This window comes from Microlunatus panaciterrae (assembly GCF_016907535.1).
In the GTDB taxonomy this organism is placed as follows: domain Bacteria; phylum Actinomycetota; class Actinomycetes; order Propionibacteriales; family Propionibacteriaceae; genus Microlunatus; species Microlunatus panaciterrae.
Map to the genome: position 1 here is coordinate 2744442 of NZ_JAFBCF010000001.1, position 24478 is coordinate 2768919.

At 67.6% G+C, this 24478-nt stretch carries 22 protein-coding genes; 9 read left to right on the forward strand and 13 right to left on the reverse strand.

What is annotated here, in order from left to right; translation table 11 throughout:
• Positions 1-51 precede the first annotated feature (51 nt).
• The 3 genes from JOE57_RS12580 (at position 52) to JOE57_RS12590 (ending at position 2732) form a co-directional block, all read left to right on the forward strand.
• Complete coding sequence (locus JOE57_RS12580) at positions 52-1077, forward strand: DNA-directed RNA polymerase subunit alpha (RefSeq protein WP_204918435.1); 1026 nt, start codon at positions 52-54, stop codon at positions 1075-1077.
• Positions 1078-1106: 29 nt separating this feature from the next.
• Positions 1107-1793: a 50S ribosomal protein L17, sunset domain variant gene (rplQ, locus tag JOE57_RS12585; protein ID WP_204918437.1), complete on the forward strand. Its 687-nt coding sequence runs from the start codon at positions 1107-1109 to the stop codon at positions 1791-1793.
• Positions 1794-2009: 216 nt separating this feature from the next.
• Entirely contained in the window at positions 2010-2732 is a 723-nt protein-coding gene (locus JOE57_RS12590; protein ID WP_204918438.1) for a 2-keto-4-pentenoate hydratase, read from the forward strand.
• Here JOE57_RS12590 and JOE57_RS12595 read toward each other — a convergent pair.
• Positions 2729-4528 (reverse strand): ABC transporter substrate-binding protein, encoded by a 1800-nt coding sequence (locus tag JOE57_RS12595; protein WP_204918440.1) that lies wholly within the window; start codon positions 4526-4528, stop codon positions 2729-2731. The genes JOE57_RS12590 and JOE57_RS12595 overlap by 4 nt on opposite strands.
• Positions 4525-5424 (reverse strand): phytanoyl-CoA dioxygenase family protein, encoded by a 900-nt coding sequence (locus tag JOE57_RS12600; protein WP_338041294.1) that lies wholly within the window; start codon positions 5422-5424, stop codon positions 4525-4527. The genes JOE57_RS12595 and JOE57_RS12600 overlap by 4 nt, the downstream gene beginning before the upstream one ends.
• A 128-nt stretch (positions 5425-5552) precedes the next feature.
• On the opposite strand from JOE57_RS12600, the gene JOE57_RS12605 reads away from it, so the two are divergent.
• The gene (locus JOE57_RS12605; RefSeq protein WP_204918443.1) at positions 5553-6461 is read left to right on the forward strand and encodes a helix-turn-helix domain-containing protein; all 909 of its coding nucleotides are present in this window, start codon (positions 5553-5555) and stop codon (positions 6459-6461) included.
• Positions 6462-6475: 14 nt separating this feature from the next.
• Here JOE57_RS12605 and JOE57_RS12610 read toward each other — a convergent pair whose 3' ends face one another.
• Positions 6476-7426, reverse strand: coding sequence for an SMP-30/gluconolactonase/LRE family protein (locus JOE57_RS12610; RefSeq protein WP_204918445.1), 951 nt, complete (start codon positions 7424-7426; stop codon positions 6476-6478).
• Positions 7427-7654: 228 nt separating this feature from the next.
• Between JOE57_RS12610 and JOE57_RS12615 the strand changes: the two genes are divergently transcribed.
• Positions 7655-9829, forward strand: coding sequence for an SGNH hydrolase domain-containing protein (locus JOE57_RS12615; RefSeq protein ID WP_204918447.1), 2175 nt, complete (start codon positions 7655-7657; stop codon positions 9827-9829).
• Positions 9826-10488: a YveK family protein gene (locus tag JOE57_RS12620; RefSeq protein WP_204918449.1), complete on the forward strand. Its 663-nt coding sequence runs from the start codon at positions 9826-9828 to the stop codon at positions 10486-10488. Before JOE57_RS12615 ends, JOE57_RS12620 begins: the two co-directional genes overlap by 4 nt.
• A gap of 7 nt (positions 10489-10495) precedes the next feature.
• On the opposite strand, the gene JOE57_RS12625 is transcribed toward JOE57_RS12620, so the two are convergent.
• The 5 genes from JOE57_RS12625 to JOE57_RS12645 form a co-directional block, all read right to left on the reverse strand.
• Complete coding sequence (locus tag JOE57_RS12625) at positions 10496-11269, reverse strand: ABC transporter ATP-binding protein (protein ID WP_204918451.1); 774 nt, start codon at positions 11267-11269, stop codon at positions 10496-10498.
• On the reverse strand, positions 11266-12381 hold the full coding sequence (locus tag JOE57_RS12630; protein WP_204918452.1) for an ABC transporter ATP-binding protein: 1116 nt from the start codon (positions 12379-12381) through the stop codon (positions 11266-11268). The genes JOE57_RS12625 and JOE57_RS12630 overlap by 4 nt, the downstream gene beginning before the upstream one ends.
• The gene (locus tag JOE57_RS12635; protein WP_204918454.1) at positions 12378-13358 is read right to left on the reverse strand and encodes an ABC transporter permease; all 981 of its coding nucleotides are present in this window, start codon (positions 13356-13358) and stop codon (positions 12378-12380) included. Before JOE57_RS12635 ends, JOE57_RS12630 begins: the two co-directional genes overlap by 4 nt.
• The gene (locus JOE57_RS12640) at positions 13358-14368 is read right to left on the reverse strand and encodes an ABC transporter permease (RefSeq protein ID WP_204918456.1); all 1011 of its coding nucleotides are present in this window, start codon (positions 14366-14368) and stop codon (positions 13358-13360) included. Before JOE57_RS12640 ends, JOE57_RS12635 begins: the two co-directional genes overlap by 1 nt.
• Before the next feature lie 159 nt (positions 14369-14527).
• The gene (locus JOE57_RS12645; RefSeq protein WP_204918457.1) at positions 14528-16366 is read right to left on the reverse strand and encodes an ABC transporter substrate-binding protein; all 1839 of its coding nucleotides are present in this window, start codon (positions 16364-16366) and stop codon (positions 14528-14530) included.
• A gap of 749 nt (positions 16367-17115) precedes the next feature.
• On the opposite strand from JOE57_RS12645, the gene JOE57_RS12650 reads away from it, so the two are divergent.
• Positions 17116-18645 carry an ATP-dependent DNA ligase gene (locus JOE57_RS12650; RefSeq protein WP_204918459.1) on the forward strand — a complete coding sequence of 510 codons (1530 nt, stop codon included), beginning with the start codon at positions 17116-17118 and terminating at the stop codon, positions 18643-18645.
• Positions 18646-18914: 269 nt separating this feature from the next.
• On the opposite strand, the gene JOE57_RS12655 is transcribed toward JOE57_RS12650, so the two are convergent.
• The gene (locus JOE57_RS12655; RefSeq protein WP_204918461.1) at positions 18915-19538 is read right to left on the reverse strand and encodes a superoxide dismutase; all 624 of its coding nucleotides are present in this window, start codon (positions 19536-19538) and stop codon (positions 18915-18917) included.
• 234 nt (positions 19539-19772) lie between these two features.
• On the opposite strand from JOE57_RS12655, the gene JOE57_RS12660 reads away from it, so the two are divergent.
• Both JOE57_RS12660 and JOE57_RS12665 read left to right on the forward strand, forming a co-directional pair.
• Positions 19773-20543, forward strand: coding sequence for an ABC transporter ATP-binding protein (locus tag JOE57_RS12660; protein WP_204918463.1), 771 nt, complete (start codon positions 19773-19775; stop codon positions 20541-20543).
• Entirely contained in the window at positions 20513-22099 is a 1587-nt protein-coding gene (locus JOE57_RS12665) for a hypothetical protein (RefSeq protein ID WP_204918465.1), read from the forward strand. The genes JOE57_RS12660 and JOE57_RS12665 overlap by 31 nt, the downstream gene beginning before the upstream one ends.
• On the opposite strand, the gene JOE57_RS12670 is transcribed toward JOE57_RS12665, so the two are convergent.
• From JOE57_RS12670 to JOE57_RS12685, 4 genes are read right to left on the reverse strand one after another with little or no spacing between them, the layout of a single operon-like run.
• A complete protein-coding gene (locus tag JOE57_RS12670) occupies positions 22083-22700 on the reverse strand; it encodes a class I SAM-dependent methyltransferase (RefSeq protein WP_204918467.1) in 618 nt (205 codons plus the stop codon). The two genes, JOE57_RS12665 and JOE57_RS12670, sit on opposite strands and share 17 nt — an antisense overlap.
• Entirely contained in the window at positions 22697-23524 is an 828-nt protein-coding gene (gene truA, locus JOE57_RS12675) for a tRNA pseudouridine(38-40) synthase TruA (RefSeq protein WP_204920428.1), read from the reverse strand. Before truA ends, JOE57_RS12670 begins: the two co-directional genes overlap by 4 nt.
• A 20-nt stretch (positions 23525-23544) precedes the next feature.
• Positions 23545-24276: a tRNA (guanosine(46)-N7)-methyltransferase TrmB gene (gene trmB, locus JOE57_RS12680; protein ID WP_204918469.1), complete on the reverse strand. Its 732-nt coding sequence runs from the start codon at positions 24274-24276 to the stop codon at positions 23545-23547.
• Positions 24273-24470, reverse strand: coding sequence for a hypothetical protein (locus tag JOE57_RS12685; RefSeq protein ID WP_204918471.1), 198 nt, complete (start codon positions 24468-24470; stop codon positions 24273-24275). Before JOE57_RS12685 ends, trmB begins: the two co-directional genes overlap by 4 nt.
• Between the last annotated feature and the right edge of the window lie 8 nt (positions 24471-24478).

The window sequence follows — 24478 nt, forward strand, 5'->3', positions numbered from 1 at the left end:
TGGTTTCCGTGTCGTCAAATAGTGGTCGTCACGGGGAAGGAAGAAGAAGAGATGCTTATCGCACAACGCCCCACCTTGACCGAGGAGGTTGTCTCCGACAACCGGTCCCGGTTCTCCATCGAGCCGCTGGAGCCGGGCTTCGGCTACACGCTCGGCAACTCGCTGCGTCGCACGCTGCTGTCGTCGATCCCCGGCGCGGCCGTGACCAGCATCAAGATCGACGGCAACCTGCACGAGTTCTCCACCTTGGAGGGCGTCGTCGAGGATGTCACCGAGATGATCCTCAACCTCAAGGGACTGGTCGTCTCCTCCGAAGAGGACGAGCCGGTCACGATGTACCTGCGCAAGGCCGGCGCCGGCGCGGTCACCGCAGCCGACATCGCACCGCCTGCCGGTGTCGAGGTGCACAACCCCGAGCTTCACATCGCCACCCTGAATGACACCGGCAAGCTCGAGATGGAGCTGGTGGTCGAGCGCGGCCGCGGCTACGTCTCTGCCGTGCAGAACAAGATGGCTGACGCGGAGATCGGCCGGATCCCGGTCGACTCCATCTACTCGCCGGTGCTGAAGGTGACGTACAAGGTGGAGGCCACCCGGGTCGAGCAGCGGACCGACTTCGATCGGCTGATCATCGACGTCGAGACCAAGTCGGCCATCCGCCCGCGCGACGCGGTCGCGTCCGCTGGTCGGACGCTGGTCGAGCTCTTCGGCCTGGCCCGTGAGCTGAACGTCGAGGCCGAGGGCATCGAGATCGGCCCTTCGCCGATCGACGAGCAGCTGGCCGCCGATCTGGCGCTGCCGGTCGAGGATCTGAACCTGACCGTGCGCTCCTACAACTGCCTCAAGCGTGAGGGCATCCACACTGTCAGCGAGCTCGTCTCGCGCAGCGAGCAGGATCTGCTCGACATCCGCAACTTCGGCTCCAAGTCGATCGACGAGGTCAAGCTGAAGCTGCACGAAATGGGCCTGTCGCTCAAGGACAGCGCACCTGGCTTTGACCCGCTGACCGCCATCGGTCGGTACGACGATCTCGATGAGGAAGAAGAAGGCGACTTCACCGAGACCGAGCAGTACTGAGCTGGCTGAACCTACTGGAGAGATAAGACATGCCTACACCCACCAAGGGCGCTCGACTGGGCGGAAGCCCGTCCCACGAGCGGATCATCCTGGCCAACCTGGCCAGCCAGCTGTTCGAGCACTCCCGGATCGTGACCACCGAGGCGAAGGCCCGGCGGTTGCGTCCGCTCGCGGAGAAGCTGATCACCAAGGCCAAGCGTGGCGATCTGCACGCCCGCCGTCAGGTGATGAGCACCATCCGGGACAAGTCCGTCGTGCACGTGCTGTTCACCGAGATCGCCCCGACCTTCGAGGGACGTGACGGCGGCTACACCCGCATCACCAAGGTTGGCCCGCGCAAGGGCGACAACGCGCCGATGGCCGTGATCGAGCTGGTCACGGAGTCCGTGGAGGACAGCCGGAAGGCGAACTCCCGGCCCACCGTCGCGGCCAAGAAGGCCGCTTCGGCCACCCCGGCCGCCCCGGCCGAGCGGGTGGAGCAGCCGACCGAAGCCGTCACGGCCGAGGAGACCGAGGCGACGTCGACCGACGCCAAGGACTACGGCGAGGGGTCCTTCCGCGGCGCCGAGCCGCCGGCCGGCTTCGAGATCAAGGGCAACGAGGACTCGATGAAGTACCACACCACCGAGTCGCAGTGGTACGACCAGACGATCGCGGAGGTCTGGTTCCAGTCTGAGGAGGCGGCCGAGGCCGCCGGTTTCAGCAAGGCCGGCTGACCACCGATCGCAACGCCGACACGGCGCCCACCCCACCGGGGCGGGCGCCGTTTCGGCGTTCCAGGGCGCTAGGGTCGAGCCGAGACGGCGCTCACAGCAATCCGTAGGGCAGCAGGACAACAGCGAAGGACAGGGATCATCAGCACGTACGAAGAGACCGCAGCCATCCTCACCGGTGCCCGGAAGGCGGGAGCGTCCCTGGCCGGCTTCCCGGGCGTGCTGCCGGACGATCTCGCCGGGGCCTACGCCATCCAGGACCGGGGGATCGACCTGTGGGCCGACCGGCTGGTGGGCTGGAAGGTGGGCTACATCCCGGTCGAGAAGCGCGAACGCTCCGGCGCGGACCGGCTGCTCGGGCCCATCTGGGCAGGTCAGACCGCCGCCCAGCAGGGCAGCGAGCCGGCGCCCTTCGAGGTCTTCGGCCAAGGCTTCGCCGCAGTTGAGGCCGAGTTCGTGCTCCGGATGGAGGCCGATCAGCCGACCGATCGGGTGGACTGGACGGCTGAGCAGGCGAGAGCCCATCCGGCCACTCTGCTGCTGGGGATGGAGGTGGCGAGCAGCCCGCTGCCCGACATCAATGACCTTGGCCCGCTGGTCATCACCGCGGACTTCGGCAACAACAACGGCCTGCTGCTCGGACCGGAGATCGCGAACTGGACCGAACTCGATGAGATCGAGTTGGTGGCGGAGACGGAGATCGACGGGTCTGTCGTCGGCCGGGCCACTGCGGCGCAGATCCCCGGCGGGCTCGGTCAGGCCTTCGCGTTCGCGCTGAGCACGCTGGCCCGTAGGGGCCGGCCGCTGCTGGCTGGCCAGCTGGTGGCCACCGGCAACATCACCGGAATCCACCCGGTGCAACCCGGATCCGTCTGCCGAGTGAGCGCGCCCGGGTGGGGCGCGCTCACCGGACAGGCGGTCCAGGCTGCACCTCGGTCTTAGGTGCCGACCTTCTTGATCTTGAAGAGCCAGGTGATGCCGGCTCCTTGCCACATGGGTGGGGCGTAGGGGTTGGCTTCGGTGGGGAAGCCGGTCCAGTTGGATTCGTTGAACTCGTAGAACTCGAGTGGGCGGTACATGAGGGGGACGACGGGGATGGTTTGGCGGTAGATGGCGTCGAGCTTTTGGTAGATGGTTTTGCGTTCGTCGTCGGTGGTGGCTGCGCCGGCGTCGTCGAGGAGCTTGGGGACGTCGGGGTGCTTGAAGCGGGTGAAGTTGTAGAAGGTGGTTTTGCCGACGGGGGCGGCGCCGCGGTCGTCGAGGAGGTCGCGGAAGCGGCTCCAGGGGCTGGCGGGGCTGACGCCGGAGGCGCTCCAGCAGGCGAGTTGGAAGTCGCCGTTCTGCATTTTGGAGGTGACGTTGGGTGCTTGGGGGAACTCGGTTTTGACGTCGATGCCGACGGCTTGGCAGGACTTGGCGACGATTTCGCAGGCGGTGTTCCAGTCGGTCCAGCCGGTGGGGGTGATCAGGGTCCAGGGGCCGAGTCGGGTGCCGTCGGGGAGTTTGTAGATGCCGTCGGAGCCCTTCTTGGCCTTGAGCTCCTTCTCCAGGATCTCAACGGCCTTGTTCTTGTCGAACGTCCAGCCGTCCTTGGCCACGGCATCCTTGTCGTAGAACGCCTCCTCGAAGCCGGTGGGCAGGATGAGGCTGGCGTTGGCCGGTTCGGAGTAGTCCGACATGGCGGTGCTGGCGATGTTGGGGGTGTCGATGGCGTAGGCGATGGCCTGGCGGACCTTGGGGTTGTCGAGGCCCTTGACGGTCTGGTTGATCTGCAGCAGCGGGATGTTGCCCGGCAGGTAGTAGGGCTTCTCCTTCAGCCAGGTGTGGATCGGCTTCTTCTTGTCCTCCCACATCTTCCAGATCTGCGGCGTGAACTGCTGGCTCGCGTCGATATCACCGCTCTGCAGCTTGATGTCCCCGTCATTGCCCGTCTTGAAGACCGGATGCACCACGGCAGTCATCGCCGGTGTCCCGAAGATGGCCTTGCCCCAGTAGTCGTCACGCCGCTTCAGCGTGATCTGGGTCTGGTCGTACTTGTCGAGCAGGAACGGTCCGGAGCCGACGGGTTTGGTGTTGGCCTGCTTGGCGAGGGTCTTGGCGGTGGCGAACTCTTCCCAGATGTGTTTGGGGATGATGTAGGTGCCGGCGATGGCGTTCTTGACCGGGAGCGGGTTGAACGGTTTGGCCTTGACCTTGAACTCGACGGTGCGGGGGTCGGTGGCGCTGACCGATTCCAGGTATTCCCACACGTTGGAGTAGGACAGAGACGCGTCCTTGGCGATCTCGAAGGTGAAGACGACGTCGTCGGCGGTGAGGTCCTTGCCGTCGGACCATTTGGTGCCTTCTTGGAGGGCGACGGTGAAGGACTTGCCGCCGTCGTTCTCCTTCAGCTCGGTGCCGAGGCCGGGCTGGAGTGAGCCGTCGACCATGTTGAAGCGGACCAGCGTCTCATAGATCAGCTGGATGCTTCCGCCACCCGTCGGCCAGGCTGGTGAGGGGCCGACCGGGTTGAAGTTGGTCGGCGGGCCCCACTGGAACCCGGAGACGAACAGCGTCTCCCCGGCAGCACCGGGTCGGCCCTTGGCAGCACCGTTCACGTCGTTGCCGGTCTTGGCGGTGCCGCAGCCGGCCGCGCCGAGGCCGACCGCCGCGCCACCGAGCGCGAGGCCGCTGATGCTCAGAAACCTCCGACGGCTGGTCTCCCAGCCGGTGCGGGTACCGAGTTCGGTGGCCGTCATCGGTCGCAGCCTCCGTCCTTGTCCGGGCGGGAGTAGGGCCGGCTGATGTCGGCCAGACCCTTGTAGGCGTACGGATCCTCGCCCGCGATCATCACGATGTCGCGGTAGTCGGTGATCGCCATGTGTTCTCCCTGCTGCGGCTGCCGCCAGGGCAGCAGCGACTCTGCGCTCATGTAGTGGTTGGCGAGCGCCCGGCGGTAACCGTGCTTGCCGGAGTTCTGCAGCGAGCGGTGCAGCAGGTAGCCGTTGAAGATGACGGCGGTCCCGGCGGGGATCTCGACCGGCACCGAGTCGGCGTCGCTGTAGGGGAAGTCGTACGCCTCGGTGGTGCAGTCGAATCGCGGGTCGTCCTGCTCACGGGCCGGGTAGATCACGCCGCGGCGATGCGATCCGGGCAGCACCCAGAGGCAGCCGTTCTCGATGGTGGCGTCGTCCAGGGCGATCCAGACAGCGGTCAGCGACCGATCGCGGGTCGGGATGAAGAACTCGTCCTGATGCCAGGCCTGGCCGGGCTTGCCCTCCGACTTGATGAACAACATCGACTGCATGGCCTTGACGTTGGGCCCGATCACACCGGTCAGCGCTGCCGCGATCCGCGGGTTCTTCAACGCCCGCAGTGCCACCTCCGACACCTTGTGCGGGTAGTGGATGCAGAGGAAACGCCGCAGCAGGTCCTCGCTGGACTCGGTCCCGCTGACCGGACGCTGGGCGTCGATCTCGCCGAGGTCGCCGCGGCAGAGCCGCTCCGCCTCGGCGTTGATCTCGGCGACCTCGGCCGGGCTGAGGGCGTTGCCCAACAGCGCGAAGCCGTTCTCGTGGTAGTAGTCCACCAGGTCGGGGCCCGCCTGGTCGAAGATGGTGAGGGGGCGTTGCTGCTGTTCGGTCGCGGTGGTCACCGGAGTTCCTTTCTCGTCTTGGCACAGAAGACCGCGGGCCACAGCCGTAGCGTGCCGCGCGGTGTACTCAAACTCGCAGATTCCGGTGGCGGATCCAATGCCACTACCACGCGCATTACTATCTGATAGTGACATTGCCGACCCTTCAGGTGGTGACCCGGAGCCGGGTTCTGGTTGCCGACTACCGCCCCGGTTCGAGCTATGGACCGCGGCTGTTGACGGACTTCGAGCTGGTCTGGCTGTTGGAGGGCAGCGCGGTGTGGCGATCGCAGCAGCTCGATGCCGCCGGGGCCGTGCTGGCCGAGGACAGCCAGTTGCTGCGCCCCGGCATGATCGCACTGGCCCGGGCCGGCACCCGGGACTCCTACCAGTGGGATCGGGACCGGAGCTCTCGGCATGCTTATGTTCACTTCCAGGTGCTCGAGCTGGGCGCCCTGCCACCGGCAGCCGACTGGCCGACGGTCCGTCAGCTGTCGGGCATCCCCATCCTGCAGGGTCTCAGCAGCTATCTGCTGGAGTTGGCCGGCTCGGAGTCCGAGGCGGCTCGGCGGCGCAGCGACGAGATGGTGCAGCTGCTGCTGGACATCTTCGTCACCGGCCCGCTCGGACCGGGTTTCCCCCAGTTGCCGGGTCATGTCGCGGAGGTGGTCGAGTACGTGCGCCGGGTGTGGAGCACCAGTGGGATGCGGATCGTGACGGCCGACGAGATCGCCGAGGCGGCGAACGTCTCGGTCGGGCACCTGTTCCGGCTGTTCCGGGACAGCTATGGCTGCGGTCCGGTGCGGGCGCTGGAACTGGTCCGGCTGGCGCGGGCCGCCGTCTCGCTGCAGCGCAGCAATGCCACCATCGCCGAGATCGCCGAGCGCAGTGGCTACAGCAACCCGTACCACTTCTCGCGGCGGTTCGCCCAGGTCTATGCCACGCCTCCCGGCGCCTTCCGGAAGGGCTCATCCGGAGCGGATCCGCTGGCGCCGCTCAAGGAGTCGCGGCTGCTTCCGATGGCGCATCTGTTGCTGAACACCGCTGTGGCCGGTTGACTCGCGCCAGCTGGTCAGCGGGTGAGCCTGCTCACCCAGTAGTGCGTCTGCGGGGTCGGGGGAGTGTTGAACCGGGCATTGGGGAGATAGAGACTCCGGCCGAACGAGGCGACAGTGGTGGGGATGTCAAAGTCCGGGCTGGTCAGCCGGTCGACCAACCTGGCTCGGGTGCCGGAGTGGTTGAGGGTGAGCACGGCCACCGAGTTCAGCTGGTTCTGCACCACATAGAGCCGGCGGCCCTGGCGGAGAAGCCCATCGCCGTTCTGCAGCAGGGTCCCGCCGAGGTCGACCCTGGTCGCGACGCCGGTGCGCTGGTTCACGCGGAACAGGTAGCCGGTGGTCGACTGCACCACCAGCAATCCTCGTCGGTCGGGGGTGGTGACGATCCCGTTGGCGTTGAAGCCCGCCTGCTGCACCCAGTCGCCGGTCAGCGTCAGCCGGATCACCTTCGAGGAGGCGGGTAGCCGACCGTGGCGACCGAGAGGAAGCCCGTAGAGCTGAGCCTGCTGTGAGTCGGTGAACCAGACGGTGCGACCGGCGATCACGACGTCGTTGACGAAGCTGGCGCCGGTGGTGAACGAGTAGGTCCGCAGCGTCCGGCCGGTGCGGATGTCGACCACACGGCCGTTACCGGCCGGTCCGCCGGCCACGAACAGCCGGCCCCGTCGGTCGGCCTTAAGACCGACGGCCGGCGTACCCGGCCCCTGGCTGATCACCTTGCCTGCGCCGGTGCGCAGGTTGGCCGCGTAGATGTCGCCGTCGACCAGCGACCCAAGGTAGGCCACCGCGCCCTTCCCGACGGTGATGCCTTCCGGCTGGAATCCGTCCGGCAGCGCGATCCGGGTGGGAAACACCGTCCGATGCGGGCTGCCGGGATGGGCCACAGCCGTACCCGCAAGCGCGAGGCTCAGCAGGGCGGCCAGCACTGCTGTCCACAGCAGGCGGAGGGTCGAGCGTGCTGTCATTGTCCAACTCCTGCCCGTACAGGCGCGCCCGGGACTGGCGCCAGAGCCTCAGACTACGACCGGGCGTCACGCGTCCGATACCCCTGCGGGACACGGAACAATTGTTCGTTCGCCGGGCGGGATTGGTAGGCTACCTCCGCGCGAGGTGGGGTTCTCCGTACGCCAGCCGACCTGGGGGCACTGCTGAGGTTCGGTGTGCCGGTCCGTTCGTCGAGGCTAGGAGGACGTGTGTCTGTCGTGCAGACGCGCCGACGCGAGCTGGCCGTCGTCTCGCCGGGCGAGTCCGAGCCGGGCCGCCGTCTCGACATCCAGGGACTGCGGGGCGTCGCGGTGATCGCTGTGCTGCTCTTCCACGCCAAGATCCCCGGGTTCTCCGGCGGCTTCGTCGGCGTCGACGTCTTCTTCGTGATCTCCGGCTACCTGATCAGCGGCATCCTGCTGCGTGAGCTGCGATCGACCGGCACCATCAGGCTGAGCAGCTTCTATGCCCGCAGGATCAGGCGCATCCTGCCGGCGGCCGCCACGGTCATCGTCGCCACCGTCGTCCTGACGGCCCTTCTGCTACCCGTCTCGCGCTGGTCTGACGCGGCCAGCGATGCGGTCGCCAGCTCGCTCTACTGGGTCAACTGGTCGCTGGCGGACCGGTCGGTGGACTACCTGGCTCAGGATGCGGCGGCCAGTCCGCTGCAGCACTACTGGTCGCTGGCGATCGAGGAGCAGTACTACCTGCTCTGGCCCGCGCTGCTGCTGGCCGTGACCTGGGCGGTCCGGATCGCTGCCAGGTCGGCCCCGCTCCATCCCCGACGTCGGCTGGCTGCTGTCCAACTGGCGCCGCTGGCGGCCGCGCTCGGCGTTCTGCTGCTCTCGCTGGCCTGGTCTGTCCACACGACGGCGGCGACCCCCGGGGCGGCCTACTTCCTGACCACCACCCGGGTCTGGGAGGTGGCGGTCGGTGCGACTCTTGCCCTGCTGCCGGCCCGGGCCCGACGACTGCCGCGGCCGGCCGCGGTGCTGGTCGGCTGGGTGGGTCTCGCCGCGGTGGTCTTCGCCGTACTGGCCTACTCGAGCTCCCTGGCCTATCCCGGGATGCTGGCGCTGGTCCCGACACTGGGCGCCGCCGCCATGATCCTGGCAGGGTCGACGGCCGGCCCGGCCGGCCCCGCCGCCCTGCTCAGTCTCCGGCCGCTGACCTGGGCGGGCGACCTGTCCTACTCGTTGTATCTGTGGCACTGGCCGCTGCTGGTGGTGGCGACGGCCCTGTTCGAGGGCCTGAGTCCGGCCGTCGGGCTGGCTGTGGTGATGCTTGCCGTCGCGCCGGCCTGGCTGAGCTGGAGGTACGTCGAGCGCCCCGCCCAGGTGAGCCGCAGTCTGGCGAACAGCAAGGTGCGCACCTTCAAGGTCGGCATTCTGGTGACGCTGGTCGCCCTGTTGGCCGGACTGCTGCTGCATGTGTCGCTCTTTCCGGAGGTGCCCCCACCGCCGTACTCGCCGGCATTGGTCCGCCCCGGTCAGACTGCCGCCGGCGGACCGACGCGCGAGCTGTGGGGCGCCGAGGTGCTGGCGGTCGACCCAGGCGCCGGTGACCCGACCGACGATGTCACTTTCTTCACCCCCAGCGTCCAGTCGGCCTACCAGGACAACCCCTCCGTCTACGCCCAGGGCTGCCACCTGGACAAGTTCAAGGATGAGGCGAAGCTCTGCGAGTACCGCTACGGTCGAGGGTCGTTGCGGGTCGCCATCGCCGGTGACTCGCATGCGGCGCAGTGGGTCCCCGCCCTCAGGCTGGCCGCCCGGGACCGGGGCTGGATCCTGGACTCCTACACGAAGTCGTCCTGTCCGGTGGTCAACGGTGACGTCCTGGATCAGCAGGGGAGGCCGTATGCCTCGTGCACGCGGTGGAACCGCAATCTCAGGCAAGCGCTCGCGGAGCGGAAACCCGACCTCCTCCTGGTCAGCAGCTTCGGCTACTCGATGGCGGCTGCCGGATCGGGGCGGGGGACGAGCGCCAATGCGGCTGAGCGCTACGCCAAGGCGCAGCGGGCGGCCTACCGGGGGATCGCCAGAGCCGGCATCCCGGTCGTCGTCATCCGTGACACACCGCATGTGGGGCTGGACATTCCCGAGTGCGTGGCCAGGCACCGGGGCGAGCTCACCCGGTGCGCCGTCGACCGCGCGGTCGCGCTGCGGAAGAACGGGACCTCCGGATCGGCCGTGGCAGGTCTGAGCCGGGTCTGGATGGTGGACCTCACCCCGCAGATCTGCCCGGCCCCGCGCTGCGCACCGATCATCGGCAGAGTGCTGGTGTACCGGGACGCCCACCATCTGACCGCGACCTATGCCCGCACGTTGTCCGGCTTTCTGGTCAGTGACCTGGAGCGGATCCCCGGGTTGGGGCTGAGATGAGTCCAGATCAGGTTGAGCGGCGGCGGAGGAGCGGTCGGTGGCAGCGGCTTCAGCCGGCGGTGCGGGCGCTGCGTACCGAGTGGCTGACCATGGCCATCATCGTCCTGGCGACGTTGGTGCTGGTGCTGGCGGTGACGGTGACGACGACCCCGCACTACACCTCCAGGACCCGGCTGTCGGTCGCCGACACCGCCGGGGGCCCGGTCGGTTCCAGCGTCAGCCGGCAGCGGCTTGCCGCCGAGGCCGAGGCCGCCACCTCGTCCGACGTGCTCGAGGGCGTCCGGCAGGCGCTCGAGCTGGAACTGTCGTCGCAGGCCCTGGTCGACCTGATCCAGGTCCGGCAGCGACCCGGCTCCGGCGTGCTGGAGATCACCGTCACCGACGTGAACCCCTTCAGGGCCGCCGACATCGCCAACGCGGTCGGTGAGCAGCTGGTGAGGCAGACGTCAACGCGAGGGAGTCGGTCGCGCCGGATCGAGACGACAGTGCTGACGCCCGCCCTGGTGCCGATGACACCGACCACCCCGAGAGTCGGCCTGAATATGGCTCTCGGGACACTCGGTGGTCTCGTCATCGGGGCGGGTTCGCTGCTCCTGCAGCGCAGGTTCCGCGCCGGACGACCCAGCCGAGGTGGAACGGTGACCTCGGCCGAGCGGTGAGGGTGAGTCAGCCCGTCTGGTGCAGCTTCGGCACGTCGGCCAACAGCTTCTGCGTGTACTCGTGCTGCGGGTTGTAGATGACGTCCTCGGTGCTGCCCTGCTCGACCATCAAGCCGTTCTCCATCACGAGCACCCGGTCGGCGACGTAGTTCGCCTGGCCGATGTCGTGGGTGATGAAGAGCACGGTCATGCCGAGCTCGTCGCGCAGGTCCTTCAGCACGTTCAGCACGTTCACCCGCAGCGAGGCGTCCAGCATCGACGTCGCCTCGTCGGCGACCAGCAGCTTGGGCTGCATCATCAACGCTCGGGCGATCATGATCCGTTGCCGCTGCCCGCCGGAGAGCTGGTGCGGGAACCGGTCGAGGACGTCCTTGCCGGTGAGCCCGACGTGGCCCAGTGCCTCCTCCAGCCGCTCCTTGCCCTTCTCCCCGGTGCCGAGCAGCCGCAGCGAGCGGTAAAGCAGACGGCGTACGGTGAAGAACTGGTTGAAGGCGCTGAACGGGTCCTGAAAGACCGCCTGCACGTCCTGCCAGTATTGCGCCGTCTGGCGGCCCCGCGCATGGGTGACGTCCTCCCCCTGGAAGGTGAGCTTTCCGGACGTGATCGGCAGCAGCCGCAGCACCATCCGAGCCAGCGTCGACTTGCCCGACCCGCTCTCACCGACGACCGTGACCAACTCCCGCTCCTCCAGGGAGAAGGAGACGTCCTTGACCGCCTCAACCACATTCTTGCCGTGGCCGAAGGTCTTGGTGAGGTGTTCGGCCTTCAGGATCTCGGTCATGCAGACACCTCTTCGTCTCGGGTGGGTTCATCGACGTCGGGGTCGACCAGCTCGCCCTGCTGGGTCACCACCAGCAGTGGGTCGGAGGCGGCCAGATCGGCGGTAGTGACCGCCGTCAACGGCACCGACTCTCCCGGGTGCTTGGCTGTCCAGAAGCAGGACGAGAAGCGCAGGTCGTCACCGACATGCGGCGGCTCCTGGGTGAAGCACTCATCCATCGCCAGACCGCACCTCGGATGGAAACGGCAACCTGCAGGCGGGTGCTCCAGGTTCGGCGGATGGCCCTTGATGCCCTGCACCCGGCGGTTGCGGAAGCCCGGTTCGGGCGACAGCACGGAGTTGAGCAGCGCAGCCGAGTACGGGTGCTTGGGCGCCTCGGTGAGCTCCTCCGCATCACCGACCTCGACGATCTTGCCGGCATACATCACCGCGATCCGGTTGGAGATCGTACGCAGCACCGGTAGGTCGTGGGTGACGAAGACGACCCCGGCCATGATCTTCTGGTCCAGCATCTGCAGCAGCATGTCGATCAGCGCCTTCTGCGACGAGACGTCCAGCGCCGACGTAGGCTCGTCCGCGATCAGCAGTCGCGGGTTCAACAGCGTGGAGATGACCGTCACCACCCGCTGCTTCATGCCTCCGGACAGTTGGTGCGGATAGGCATCCAGCACCCGGACCGGGAGGTCGAGGCTGGCGATCCGGTCCCGGGCCCGGTCCATCGCCTCGGACCGCTTGATGCCGCGGTCGTGGGCCCGCATGACATCGAAGACCAGGTCGCGGACCCGCATCGTCGGGCTGATCGAGTTCATCGCACCCTGGGGCAGCATTGAGACGACCGCGCCACGCCAGGTGCGGGGAATCTTGTTCTTGCCGCCGAGCTCCTGGGCCTTGCCCTCGATCTCCAGGGTGCCGCCCTCCACGAACAGCGGGGGGCGGGCGGTGAGCGACAGGATGGCTCCGAGGGTGGACTTGCCGCAGCCGGACTCTCCGGCGATGCCGAGCACCTCGCCCTCGTCGATGTAGACCGACACGTCGTCAACGGCGGTCACCTCGCGACCGTCCGGGGTGCGGTACGACGCGCGCAGGTTCTCCGCGTTCAGCAGTCTGGTCATCCGTTGCCTCCTCGGGTGTGGGTGCCTGAGGAGGTCTCGACTCCCCGGCCCACTTCGACGTCACTGTCCTCGCCACTCTCGATCGGGATGGGGACCGGCGCTCCGACGGCCGGTTCGGTGACCCCGACCACCTTCTTGCGCCGGGCCGCCCGACCACGGCGCAGCCGCGGGTTGAAGACCTCGTCCAGGCTCGACTGCAGCAGCAGCAGCGAGAACGCGATCAGGGTGAGCATCAGGGTCGGTGGCATGAAGGCCCACCAGGCCCCGGTGCGGATGGAACCCCAGGCAAGGGCCCAGTAGAGCATCACGCCGAGGGACACCGAACCGGACGGGCCCAGGCCCAGCATGCTCAGGGCGGCCTCGGTCAAGATGGCGCCGGCCACCTGGAGGACGAAGGCCATCACCACATAGCTGAGCAGGTAGGGCAGCACGTCCCAGGCGAGGATGCTGCCCCAACGGGCGCCGGACAACCTGGCCACATCGATGTGCTCGCGCGTTCGGACGCTGGTGGCCTGGGCACGCACCGCGCGCGCAGTCCAGGGCCAGCCGGTGACGCCGATCACCAGCGCCAGGGTGAACGACCCGCGGCTGGGGAGCGCGATCGAGAGCAGGATGACCACCACGATCGACGGGATCGCCAGCGCGACGTTGGTCATACCCATCAGGGCGTCGTCGAGCCAGCCGCCCTGGAAGCCAGCCACCAGGCCAATGACCAGGCCGATCGTGGTGGCGATGGTGCCGGCCAGCAGACCCACGATGAGGGAGGTCCGGGTGCCGTACACCAGGTTGGCCAGCACGCTCTGGCCCTCGTTGTCGGTGCCCAGCCATTGCTGAGCACTCGGCGCGTCATAGAGACCACCGACGACGGCGTTGGGGTCGGTGTGCACCACCAGCGGGCCGACCAGGCCCAGCAGCAGGGTGAACAGGACGAGCCCCAGCGCTACCCAGAAGCGGGGGGTGAAATTGACGGCTTTCATCAGCGGTCTCCGATGCTTGCGGCGCGGATGCGTGGGTCGATCAGGCCGTAGGCGATCTCGACGGCGAAGTTCGCGGCGAGAACGGCCAGGGTGATGATCAAGGTGACTGCCTGGATGACCGGGTAGTCGTTCTGGCTGATGGCGTTGAAGAGCAGCGTGCCGATACCGGGGTAGGAGAAGACCAGCTCGGTGATCAGTGCGCCGCCGACGAGGCCACCGATGGACAGCGCCAGCCCGGTGATCTGGGGAAGCATGGCGTTGCGGAAGATGTAGCGGACGATCCGGTTGTCGCTCAGACCGAGCCCGCGGCCGTAGTTCACGTAGTCCGAACCCAGCTCGTAGATGGCCATCGAGCGCATGCCGACGGCCTGACCGCCGATGAAGATCAGCACCAGGGACCAGAACGGTAGCCAGAAGTAGGAGATCGCATCGCCGAAGAAGGCCATCGAGAGCTCCGGACTGAGCCCGAAGGAGTAGGCGCCGCCGACGGGCAGCACACCGAGGATGACCCCGAACCCGAACAGCAGCAGGATGGCCAGGCAGTAGTAGGGCATCGAGGAGAGGAACAGGCTGCTCACGAAGGCGCCGCGGTCGAACCAGCCACCCTTGAAGGCGGCGATGGCGCCGATCGTGTTGCCGACCACCCAGCCGATCAGGATGGCGGGCAGCTGGATCGCGATGCTCCAGGGCAGTGCGTTGGCCACCAGTCCGTTCACCGAGGCCGGATACTGACCGAACGAGGTGCCCAGGTTGCCCTGGAAGAGCTGGCCCATGTAGATGAAGAACTGCTGCCACAGCGGCTTGTCAAGGCCGAACTCGCGCATGTAGTTCTCGTAGATCGCCTTCATCTGCTCACCGCTGCTGCCGCCGCCGCGGGAGAGCTGGCTGACCAGGCTGTCCACCGGGTTGCCGGGGATGAGTCTCGGCAGGAAGAAGTTGAGCATCAGGGCGACAAACAGGGCACCGATGTACCACAGCGCCTTCCGTCCCAGATACCGCGTGAAGTTCATTGCAGACCCCAGTCCGTGTCGTTAGTCAAGGTGTATCAGGTCGTGATCGGGTTGTCTTGCAGAACGTGACGATCCGCTTGCGACGGCCGGGGAGCGACAAGCCGCGATGGCTTGTCGCTCCCTAGTCGCCGTCAACAGGACCATCGGCGAACCTCGGTCTTAGGTGCCGACCTTCTTGATCTTGAAGAGCCAGGTGATGCCGGCTCCTTGCCACATGGGTGGGGCGTAGGGGTTGGCTTCGGTGGGGAAGCCGGTCCAGTTGGATTCGTTGAACTCGTAGAACTCGAGTGGGCGGTACATGAGGGGGACGACGGGGATGGTTTGGCGGTAGATGGCGTCGAGCTTTTGGTAGATGGTTTTGCGTTCGTCGTCGGTGGTGGCTGCGCCGGCGTCGTCGAGGAGCTTGGGGACGTCGGGGTGCTTGAAGCGGGTGAAGTTGTAGAAGGTGGTTTTGCCGACGGGGGCGGCGCCGCGGTCGTCGAGGAGGTCGCGGAAGCGGCTCCAGGGGCTGGCGGGGCTGACGCCGGAGGCGCTCCAGCAGGCGAGTTGGAAGTCGCCGTTCTGCATTTTGGAGGTGACGTTGGGTGCTTGGGGGAACTCGGTTTTGACGTCGATGCCGACGGCTTGGCAGGACTTGGCGACGATTTCGCAGGCGGTGTTCCAGTCGGTCCAGCCGGTGGGGGTGATCAGGGTCCAGGGGCCGAGTCGGGTGCCGTCGGGGAGTTTGTAGATGCCGTCGGAGCCCTTCTTGGCCTTGAGCTCCTTCTCCAGGATCTCGACGGCCTTGTTCTTGTCGAACGTCCAGCCCTTGTCCTTCACGCCGGCCTCGTCATAGAACTTGGACTCGTACCCGGTGGGCAGGATGAGGCTGGCGTTGGCCGGTTCGGAGTAGTCCGACATGGCGGTGCTGGCGATGTTGGGGGTGTCGATGGCGTAGGCGATGGCCTGGCGGACCTTGGGGTTGTCGAGGCCCTTGACGGTCTGGTTGATCTGCAGCAGTGGGATGTTGCCCGGCAGGTAGTAGGGCTTCTCCTTCAGCCAGGTGCCAACCGGCTTCTTCTTGTCCTCCCACATCTTCCAGATCTGAGCGGTGAACTGCTGGCTTGCGTCGATCTCGCCGCTCTCCAGCTTGAGGTCGCCGTCGCTGTTGCTCTTGAAGATGGGGTGGACGACCGACTTCATGGCGGGAGTGCCGAACACACTCTTGCCCCAGTAGTTGTCGTCGCGCTTGAGCACCACCTGGGTCTGGTCGTACTTGTCGAGCAGGAACGGTCCGGAGCCGACGGGTTTGGTGTTGGCCTGCTTGGCGAGGGTCTTGGCGGTGGCGAACTCTTCCCAGATGTGTTTGGGGATGATGTAGGTGCCGGCGATGGCGTTCTTGACCGGGAGCGGGTTGAACGGTTTGGTCTTGACCTTGAACTCGACGGTGCGGGGGTCGGTGGCGCTGACCGTCTCCAGGTATTCCCACACGTTGGAGTAGGACAGGGAGGCGTCCTTGGCGATCTCGAAGGTGAAGACGACGTCGTCGGCGGTGAGGTCCTTGCCGTCGGACCATTTGGTGCCTTCTTGGAGGGCGACGGTGAAGGACTTGCCGCCGTCGTTCTCCTTCAGCTCCGTGCCGAGGCCGGGCTGGAGTGAGCCGTCGACCATGTTGAAGCGGACCAGCGTCTCATAGATCAGCTGGCTCTGGCCTCCGCCGGCGGGCCAGGCCGGTGAGGGGCCGACCGGGTTGAAGTTGGTCGGCGGGCCCCACTGGAACCCGGCGACGAACAGCGTCTCCCCGGCAGCACCGGCTCGTCCCTGGGCCTGTCCGCCCTTGTTGTCGTTGCCGGTCTTGGCGGTGCCGCAGCCGGCCGCGCCGAGGCCGATCGCCGCGCCACCGAGCGCGAGGCCGCTGATGCTCAGAAACCTCCGACGGCTGGTTTCCCAGCTGCTGCCCCAGGTACGTGCCGCTGAGTCTTCGGGTGAAGCGAGATCGTGGTCCGACATGTCATTCATCTGTTCCTCCTTGAACGGTTGATGCCTTGCGATGCGTGGCCCGGCCGCCGAGGCGGCGCGGGGCACTTCCTGCACAGTGAAGCGGTGTCAGGTTGGTGAGATCCCCCGGATGTTGGGACAGTCCAACTGCTGCTGGGAAGCCGCGGATGCCGGTTGCACGAGCCGCTGGACTGTGTCACGTGAGCAGACATGTAGTGGTCAACCAGGAGGTTCGCCAGGAAACATGTCATCGGCCACACCGTTGCGGGACGAGGCAGCAGGCCGCGGACGGGAAGCGCACAGACGACAGGAAATCGGCTCGGTGAGCCACCCTTTCGCCCGATCCTGCTTCACTGCATCGACCCCGCTCTCGGTGATTGGTTGTAGTCAACCCATCACTGAACCGGTTCGGTGTCAATGCTTGCGAGTCTATTGAGAGACGATTGTCACCAATTCGTGAGAGCGCGACCACGCCGTGAGCGCTAACGACAGGCAGAGGGCTCCCTCCGACCTGGCTGTGGCCCCCGACGCCCTACTGCGGCACGCTCCCGAGATGACAAACGACCCGCAGGGACGCCGACGTCGTACTGGCTCAGAGCGTCCCCCGACAAAGCCTCTGGCACCAGGATGTCGGTGTAAGGAGGTGACCAGGTCACCGTTTACACCCCTGCGGGTCGTGATGTCAGCAAGGAGCGGACCTCGCCGCTGGTGATACATGAGTGCGCCAGAACCGCGGCGCGGCTGTCGGTGTGGTCCAGCACAATGAAGACATGCTGCTGGTTCGTATCGCCGAGACCTCTGCCGCGCTGGCCGCCACCCCGTCGCGCAACGTCAAGCGGGACCTGATCGCCGGCGTCCTGTCCGAGGCGACCGCCGAGGACATCGAGATCGTGATCAGCTATCTCTCCGGTCGACTGCGCCAGCGCCGGACCGGGGTTGGCTGGCGTTCCCTGCTGGACCTGCCGGTCGCAGCCGCAGAGGCCACGCTCACGGTGGCCGAGGCGGACCGGGCCTTTGAGCTCATCGCCGACCTGTCCGGGGCCGGCTCGACCCGAGCCCGGGTCTCGGCGGTGGTGGAGCTGTTCGGTCGTGCCACCGACAGCGAGCAGATGCTGCTGCGGGGGTTGGTCTTCGAGGAGCTGCGTCAGGGGGCCCTGGACTCGCTGGTCCAGGAGGGGCTGGCGCTGGCTACCGACGTGCCGGTCGCCGCAGTGCGCAGGGCCGCGATGCTGCTGGGCTCGACCGCCGCCGCCGGTGTGGTGCTACGACGCGGGGGAGTCGACGCCCTGACCGCGGTAGGGCTGACCCTGGGAGTGCCGGTGCTGCCGATGCTGGCCGCCAGCGCGCCCGACACCGGAGCCGCCGTCGACAAGAGTGGTCTTCCGGTCGCGGTCGACTTCAAGCTGGACGGGATCCGGGTGCAGGTGCACCGCGATGGAGACGTGGTGTCGATCTACACCCGCAGCCTGGAGGAGATCACCGACCGGCTGCCCGAGGTGGTCAGCGCCGTCCGCAGTCTCGCCGAGCCGCAACTCGTGCTGGACGGTGAGGTGCTCGCCTTCCGCGTCGACGGACGGCCGGAGGCGTTCCAGGTGATCGCCTCGCGGACCGCGAGCCAGGTCGACGTCGCCGCGCAGGCCGCACGGACTCCGCTGTCGGTCTTCTTCTTCGACCTGCTCCGAGCCGGCGACCGCGACCTGCTGGATGCTCCGTTGGCGCAGCGGATCGAGGTGATGGCGGAGGTGCTGCCGCCGAGCATGATCGTTCCGCGGGTCCTCGCCGAGGATGAGGCGACGGTCGGGTCGGTGTTCGCCGACGCCGTCTCTCGAGGCTATGAAGGGGTCGTGATCAAGAACGTCACCGCAGGCTATGCCGCCGGGCGGCGGGACGCCGGCTGGGTCAAGATCAAGCCACGCCACACCTTCGACCTGGTGGTGACCGCGGCCGAGTGGGGACATGGTCGCCGGACCGGTCTGTTGTCGAACCTGCACCTGGCCGCCCGGGACCCCGGCACCGGGGAGTTGATCATGCTGGGCAAGACTTTCAAGGGGTTGACCGACGAGCTGCTGCGCTGGCAGACCGACCGGTTCCTTGAGCTGGAGACACGGCGTACCGCAGGTACGGTGCATGTTCGGCCGCAGCTGGTGGTGGAGATCGCCTGCGACGGCATCCAGCGGTCGAGCCGCTATCCAGGTGGGATCGCACTCCGGTTCGCTCGGGTCCTCCGCTACCGCGACGACAAGTCGCCGTCCGAGGCCGACACCATCGACCAGGTGCGCCTGCTGGCGAACACCCCCTGAGCCTGTCGAACGCGCCCTGAGCCTGTCGAACGCGCCCTGAGCTTGTCGAACGCGCCCTGAGCTTGTCGAAGGGCGAAACCACGAACGCGCCCCGAGCTTGTCGAAGGGCTTCATAGCTCTTCGACAAGCTCAGAGCGCGTAGTTCAACTCAGAGCGCGTAGTTCAACTCAGAGCGCGTGGTGCTCTTCGACAGGCTCAGAGCACGTAGCAGGCTCAGAGCACGTAGCGGGTGGCAACCCACAGCGAAGTCGATCACCGCTCCGGGGCAGCTACAGCGTGATCAGACCGGCGGAGTTCTGCTTGGCTGCGGCGAAACGCTGAGCGGCGTCGGCCCAGTTGACGACGTTCCACCACGCGGTCACGTAGTCGGCCTTGACGTTCTTGTACTGCAGATAGAACGCGTGCTCCCACATGTCCAGCAGCACGATCGGAATCTGTGCAGCCGGCAGGTTCCCCTGCTGGTCGAACAGCTGCATGATGTTGAGCCGCTGACCCAGGCAGTCCCAGACCAGCATTGACCAGCCGGAGCCCTGGATGGCTGCCGCGTTCGCCTCGAACTGAGCGCGGAACTTGTCGAAGCTGCCGAAGTACTCGTCGATGGCTGCGCCGAGCTCGCCGTCCGGCTTGTCGCCGCCGTCGGGGGAGAGGTTGGGCCAGAACACCGAGTGGTTGATGTGACCACCCAGGTTGAAGGCGAGGTTCTTCTCCAGGCCGCCGATGCTGCCGAAGGAGTTGCCGTCGCGCGCCTCGGCCATCTGCTCCAGCGCGGTGTTGGCGCCCTTGACATAGGTGGCGTGGTGCTTGTCGTGATGCAGCTCCATGATCTGGCCCGAGATGTGGGGCTCGAGTGCACCGTAGTCGTAGGGGAGATCGGGAAGTTCGTAAGTCGCCATGAGTGTCCTTTTCGAGGTCTCTAGACAGCATCCGCCGAACGCGGACGCGGTTTTCATCCTAAACCTGCCCTGTTGGACCGGGGAACAGGCCTCGGACCGCCCCTGGAGGCGCCGATGGACAGGTCCTCGTCGACTGCTTACCCATCCGACGCCGGGCGAAACGTCGCCGTTCACCCGCCACCGGCGGGACAGCCGGAGCCGATTCGCGGACCGGTCGTGGTGTTGACTGGTTGCATGCCCTCCGCGTTGTCTCTGATCGGTCTGCGCAAGACCTTCGGGTCGAAACGGGCCGTCGACGACCTCAACCTGGAGGTCCGCGCGGGCTGTCTGTTCGGGCTGGTCGGTCCGAACGGGGCCGGCAAGACGACGACCCTGTCGATGGCCACCGGGCTGCTGCGTCCCGACGCCGGCACGGCGATCGTGCTGGGGCACGACGTCTGGAGCGACCCGGCCAGGGCTAAGGCGTTGATGGGCGTACTGCCCGACGGACTGCGCCTGTTCGACCGGCTCAGTGGCGGCGAGCTGCTGCACTATGTCGGTCTGCTGCGGCGGGTGCCGCCGGCCGACATCGCCTCGCGGTCAGCCGAGCTGCTGGAGGCGCTCGGCCTGGCCGAGGACGCCGACACCCTGGTGGTGGAGTACTCGGCGGGCATGACCAAGAAGATCGGGCTGGCCTGTGCGCTGATCCACGCACCCCGGCTGCTGGTCCTCGACGAGCCGTTCGAGGCGGTCGACCCGGTCTCCGGGGAGGCTATCCGGTCGATCCTGCGGGGGTATGCCGACAGCGGTGGGACCGTCGTCATGTCCAGCCATGTGATGGAGCTGGTGGAGAGCCTCTGCGACGATCTCGCCGTGGTGGCCCAGGGACGGGTGCTGGCCACCGGCACGCTCGACGAGGTCCGGGCCGGCTCCTCGCTGCAGAGCCGCTTCCTCGAACTGGTGGGGTTCCATGCGTCCGGACAGGAGGCGTTGGCGTGGTTGCGCTCCTCGTCCGGCTCAAGCTGACCCTGCTGCGGAACAACCTCCGACGCAGCCTGTGGCGGACGGTCGGCCTGGTCCTCGGGATGGTCTATGCCCTGGGCCTGGTGGTCCTGGCGGTGGCCGGCCTGGTGGCGCTGCGTTACACCTCGGTGAACCTGATCGCCGACGTCACGGTTCTGGCGTTCGGACTCCTGACAGCGGGCTGGCTGGTGATGTCCCTGCTGGTGTTCGGGGTGGACGAGACAGTCGACCCTGCCCGGTTCGCGCTGCTGCCGGTGCGGGCCCGTGAGCTGCTGCCGGGCCTGCTGGTCGCCGGTCTGATCGGCAGTCCGGGCATCGCCACCGTCGTCGTCTCGCTGGCCCTCCTGGTCGCCTGGTCGGGCGGTGCGGCCAGTCTGGTCGCCGCGGTGGTCGCTGTACCGATCGGGGTGGCCACCTGCTTCCTGTTGTCCCGGTTCGCCACCTCGGCTGCGGCCAGGTTCTTGGGTTCGCGTCGCTTCCGCGATCTGGCAGCGTTGGTGTTGGTGCTGTTCGGGCTGGTGCTGGGGATCGGTGGCAACCTGTTCGGCAACCTGTACGCCGAGGGGACGCCGCAGATGCGCTTCCTGCTGGCCGAGGCGGCCCGAGCGATGGCGTGGACACCGTTCGGCTGGGCCTGGGCCGTTCCCGCCGACGTCGCGCGGGGAGCCTGGGGTCCGGCACTCGTGCGGCTGCTGCTCGCCGTCGCCCTGATGTTCGGGCTCTGGTTCGGCTGGGCCCATTTCCTGGCGCTGCGGCTGACCGAACCGCTCGACAGTGGCGGCGGGCAGCAGAAGGTCCGGTCCGGCTCCCTGGTCGACAAGCTGTACCCGGCGACCCCGGCCGGCGGGGTCGCCGGCCGGACGCTGCGGTACTGGCGGCGGGACCCGCGCTACCTGGCCGGCGTCGCCGGGTTCCTGATCGCTCCGGTGTCGATCATCGTCAGCCAGCTGGCCAGCCCGAAGGGGTCCCCCGAGCTGGTCGCCTTCACCCCGGTGCTGCTGGGTCTGCTGATGGGGATGACCATTGCGCAGGACCTCTCCTACGACGGAACGGCGATCTGGCTGCACATCTCCACCGGGATCCGCGGCGCCGACGACCGGGCCGGCAGAGTAATGTCCACCGTCACCGTGCTTGGCCCGGTGCTGGTGGTGACGATCATCGTCACCACGTTCCTCGGCCGCCAGTGGCAGTTGGTGGTGCCGGTGCTGGGTCTCACCCTCGGCCTGACCCTGATCGGTCTCGGGGTGGGCTGCTGGGTCGGTGCGCTGTGGCAGTACCCGGCGCCGCCGCCGGGGGCGAACCCGTTCCAGAAGGGCAGCGCCGGGAGCCTACCCGCGCTGCTGTCGTTCAGTGTCTCGACGCTGGTCACGCTGCTGCTGGTGCTGCCGACCCTGGCTCTGGTGATCGGTTCGATCTGGGTCCACTGGCTGGGCTACCTCGCTGCTGTGGTGGGCGTGCTCAGCGGCGTACTGGTGCTCAAGGTCGGAATCGCCCAGGGCGGCAAGCTGCTGGACCGGCGTTGGCCCGAGGTGATGTTCGCCGTCAGTGAGAACCGTTGACGTTGTCGGCCCGACGAACCTCGAACACCCGGAACCCCTTGGCGCTCGCCACCCGTTCGCAGGACCAGCCCTGCTCGCCCAACCAGCGCTGCAGCGAGTCGGCCCCGAGGTTGCGGCCGACGACCAGCCTGGCCACACCCTCGGGTGCCAGCCTGGGCAGCCAGGTCAGCAGCAGCTCGTGCAGGGCCTGCTTGCCGATCCTGATCGGCGGGTTGGACCAGATCTCGTCATAGCTGGCGTCCGGCGGCACCTGTTCGGGCCGCAGCACCCGCACCCGCTCGGACAGCCGCAGCGCTGCCGCGTTGTCCCGGCAGAGCGCCAGCGCCCGGTCATTGACGTCGACGGCGTCGACGACGGCGCTCGGACAGTGGTCGGCCAGTGCCAGCGCGATCGGTCCGTAGCCGCAGCCCAGGTCGAGCAGGCGCCTGGCGTTCTCGGGAATGGGGGACTCGCGCATCAGCACAGCCGTGCCCAGGTCCAGCCCTTCGAAGGAGAAGACCGCGTTGGCGGTGGTCAACTCGTACTCGGTGCCCCAGATCCGCGCGGTGACCGCCCGACGGCGCTCGACGTCGTCGGGGGTCTGGAAGTAGTGGTCGATCATCGCGGAAGCTCTCGTACGGAACGGGCCTGGCGCACCCGGGAGGCGAGTCGGTCATCGGCAGGATAGCCCACCTCCTCCAGGGTGAGACCATGTGCCGGCATCACCGGGACACCGCTGTCGCGCACCGCCCCGGACGCCACCCGCTGCAGCCAGTCGGCATCGCGTCGACCGGTACCGACGGCGTCCAGCGCGCCGACCAGTGAGCGGACCATCGAGTGGCAGAACGCGTCCGCCTTGACCGTCAGCTCGATCACCCCGGCCATCGGCCCGGCGTCCAGCCTGGTCCCGGCGAGCTCGAGCAGGGTACGGATGGTGGTCGCGCCCGGGCGTCGGCGGCAGAAGGCGGCGAAGTCCCGTAGTCCCAGCAAGTGAACGGCGGCCTCGTTCATGGCCGCCACGTCAAGCCGATGCCGGACCTGCGCGATCTGGTGGCGATAGAGAGGGTCGGGCCCTGCTTCGCCGTCGCTCAGCCGGTAGACATAGCGGCGCCAGATCGCGGCGAACCTGGCATCGAAGTTCGCCGCAGCGGGGTTGACCGCACGCACCACGACATCGTCGGGCAGGACGCGGGCCAGTCGCCGAAACAGGACCACGCCGGCATCGTCGACGAGGTCAGCGGGCAGGTCGACGTGTGCCACCTGTCCGCGGGCATGGACACCGGCATCGGTGCGCCCGGCGCAGACCACCGTCGGGGCAGCGCTCAGCCGCAGCACCCTGCCGATCCAGTGCTCCAACGTGCCCTGAACCGTCCGCAGCTCCCGCTGGCTCGCCCAGCCCGAGAAGCCGGAGCCGTCATAGGCGACGTCGAGTCGCCAGCGGCGCAGCCCGGCCAGCGCGTCAGCGCTCATCGGCGACGGTAGGCGAGGTCGTAGATGTGCCGGCCGGCGTCGATGCCGCGCTGTTCGAACTTCGTCATCGGGCGCTGCGGCCAGCGTGGCGCCCAGCCGGCGGCGCAGTCGTTGTCGAACGCGGGATGGCTGTCCAGCACGGCCCGCATCTGCAGGGCATAGTCCTGCCAGTCGGTGGCCAGCCGCCACTGGCCACCCGGTCGCAGCCGGGACGCCACCAGGTCGGCGAACGGGGTGGTCACCAGCCGGCGCTTGTGATGTCGGGACTTCGGCCACGGATCGGGGAAGAAGGTCCACAGCTCGTCGAGCTGTCCAGGCTGCAACAGCCGCTCCAGGCCCTCGACGGCGTTCGCCCGGATGATGCGGACGTTGCCGACCTGCTGCTCGGCGAGCTTGGCCATGATGCGGGCGACAGCCGGCTGGTAAACCTCGAAGGCCAGCACGTTGTGGTTCGGCCGAGCCTGGGCCATCGGGACCAGGGACTCGCCCATGCCGGGCCCGATCTCGACGATCAGCGGGGCCTCGCGCCCGAATGCTGCGGCGAGGTTGACCTGGGCGTCGGGCGCGATGGAGGTGTCGGTCGCTCCCTGCGGGAGGTTGAGCACGAAGTCGTCGTGATGGGCCTCCCAGGAGCGGCGCTGCTTCGGGGTCATCCGGGTGCTGCGGCGGACGAAGGAGACGACGTCGCGTTGCACCCGGGTGCCATTGGCCTGCGAGATGGGGGTCACCGGCGCTGCTTCTTCTCGTACGCGTACAGAATCGGGCCCAGCACACCGAGCAGGCCGAGGAAGACCGCGACCCCGATCGCCAGCGAGTCGCTGAGGGCGACGGCGGTCGCGCCGCCGGTCGCGCAGACCAGGGCGAGCACCCAGAGCCTGGCCTCCTTCGCCACCTGCCGGCCGGCGTCTGGTTGTTGGACCATGGGCGGCA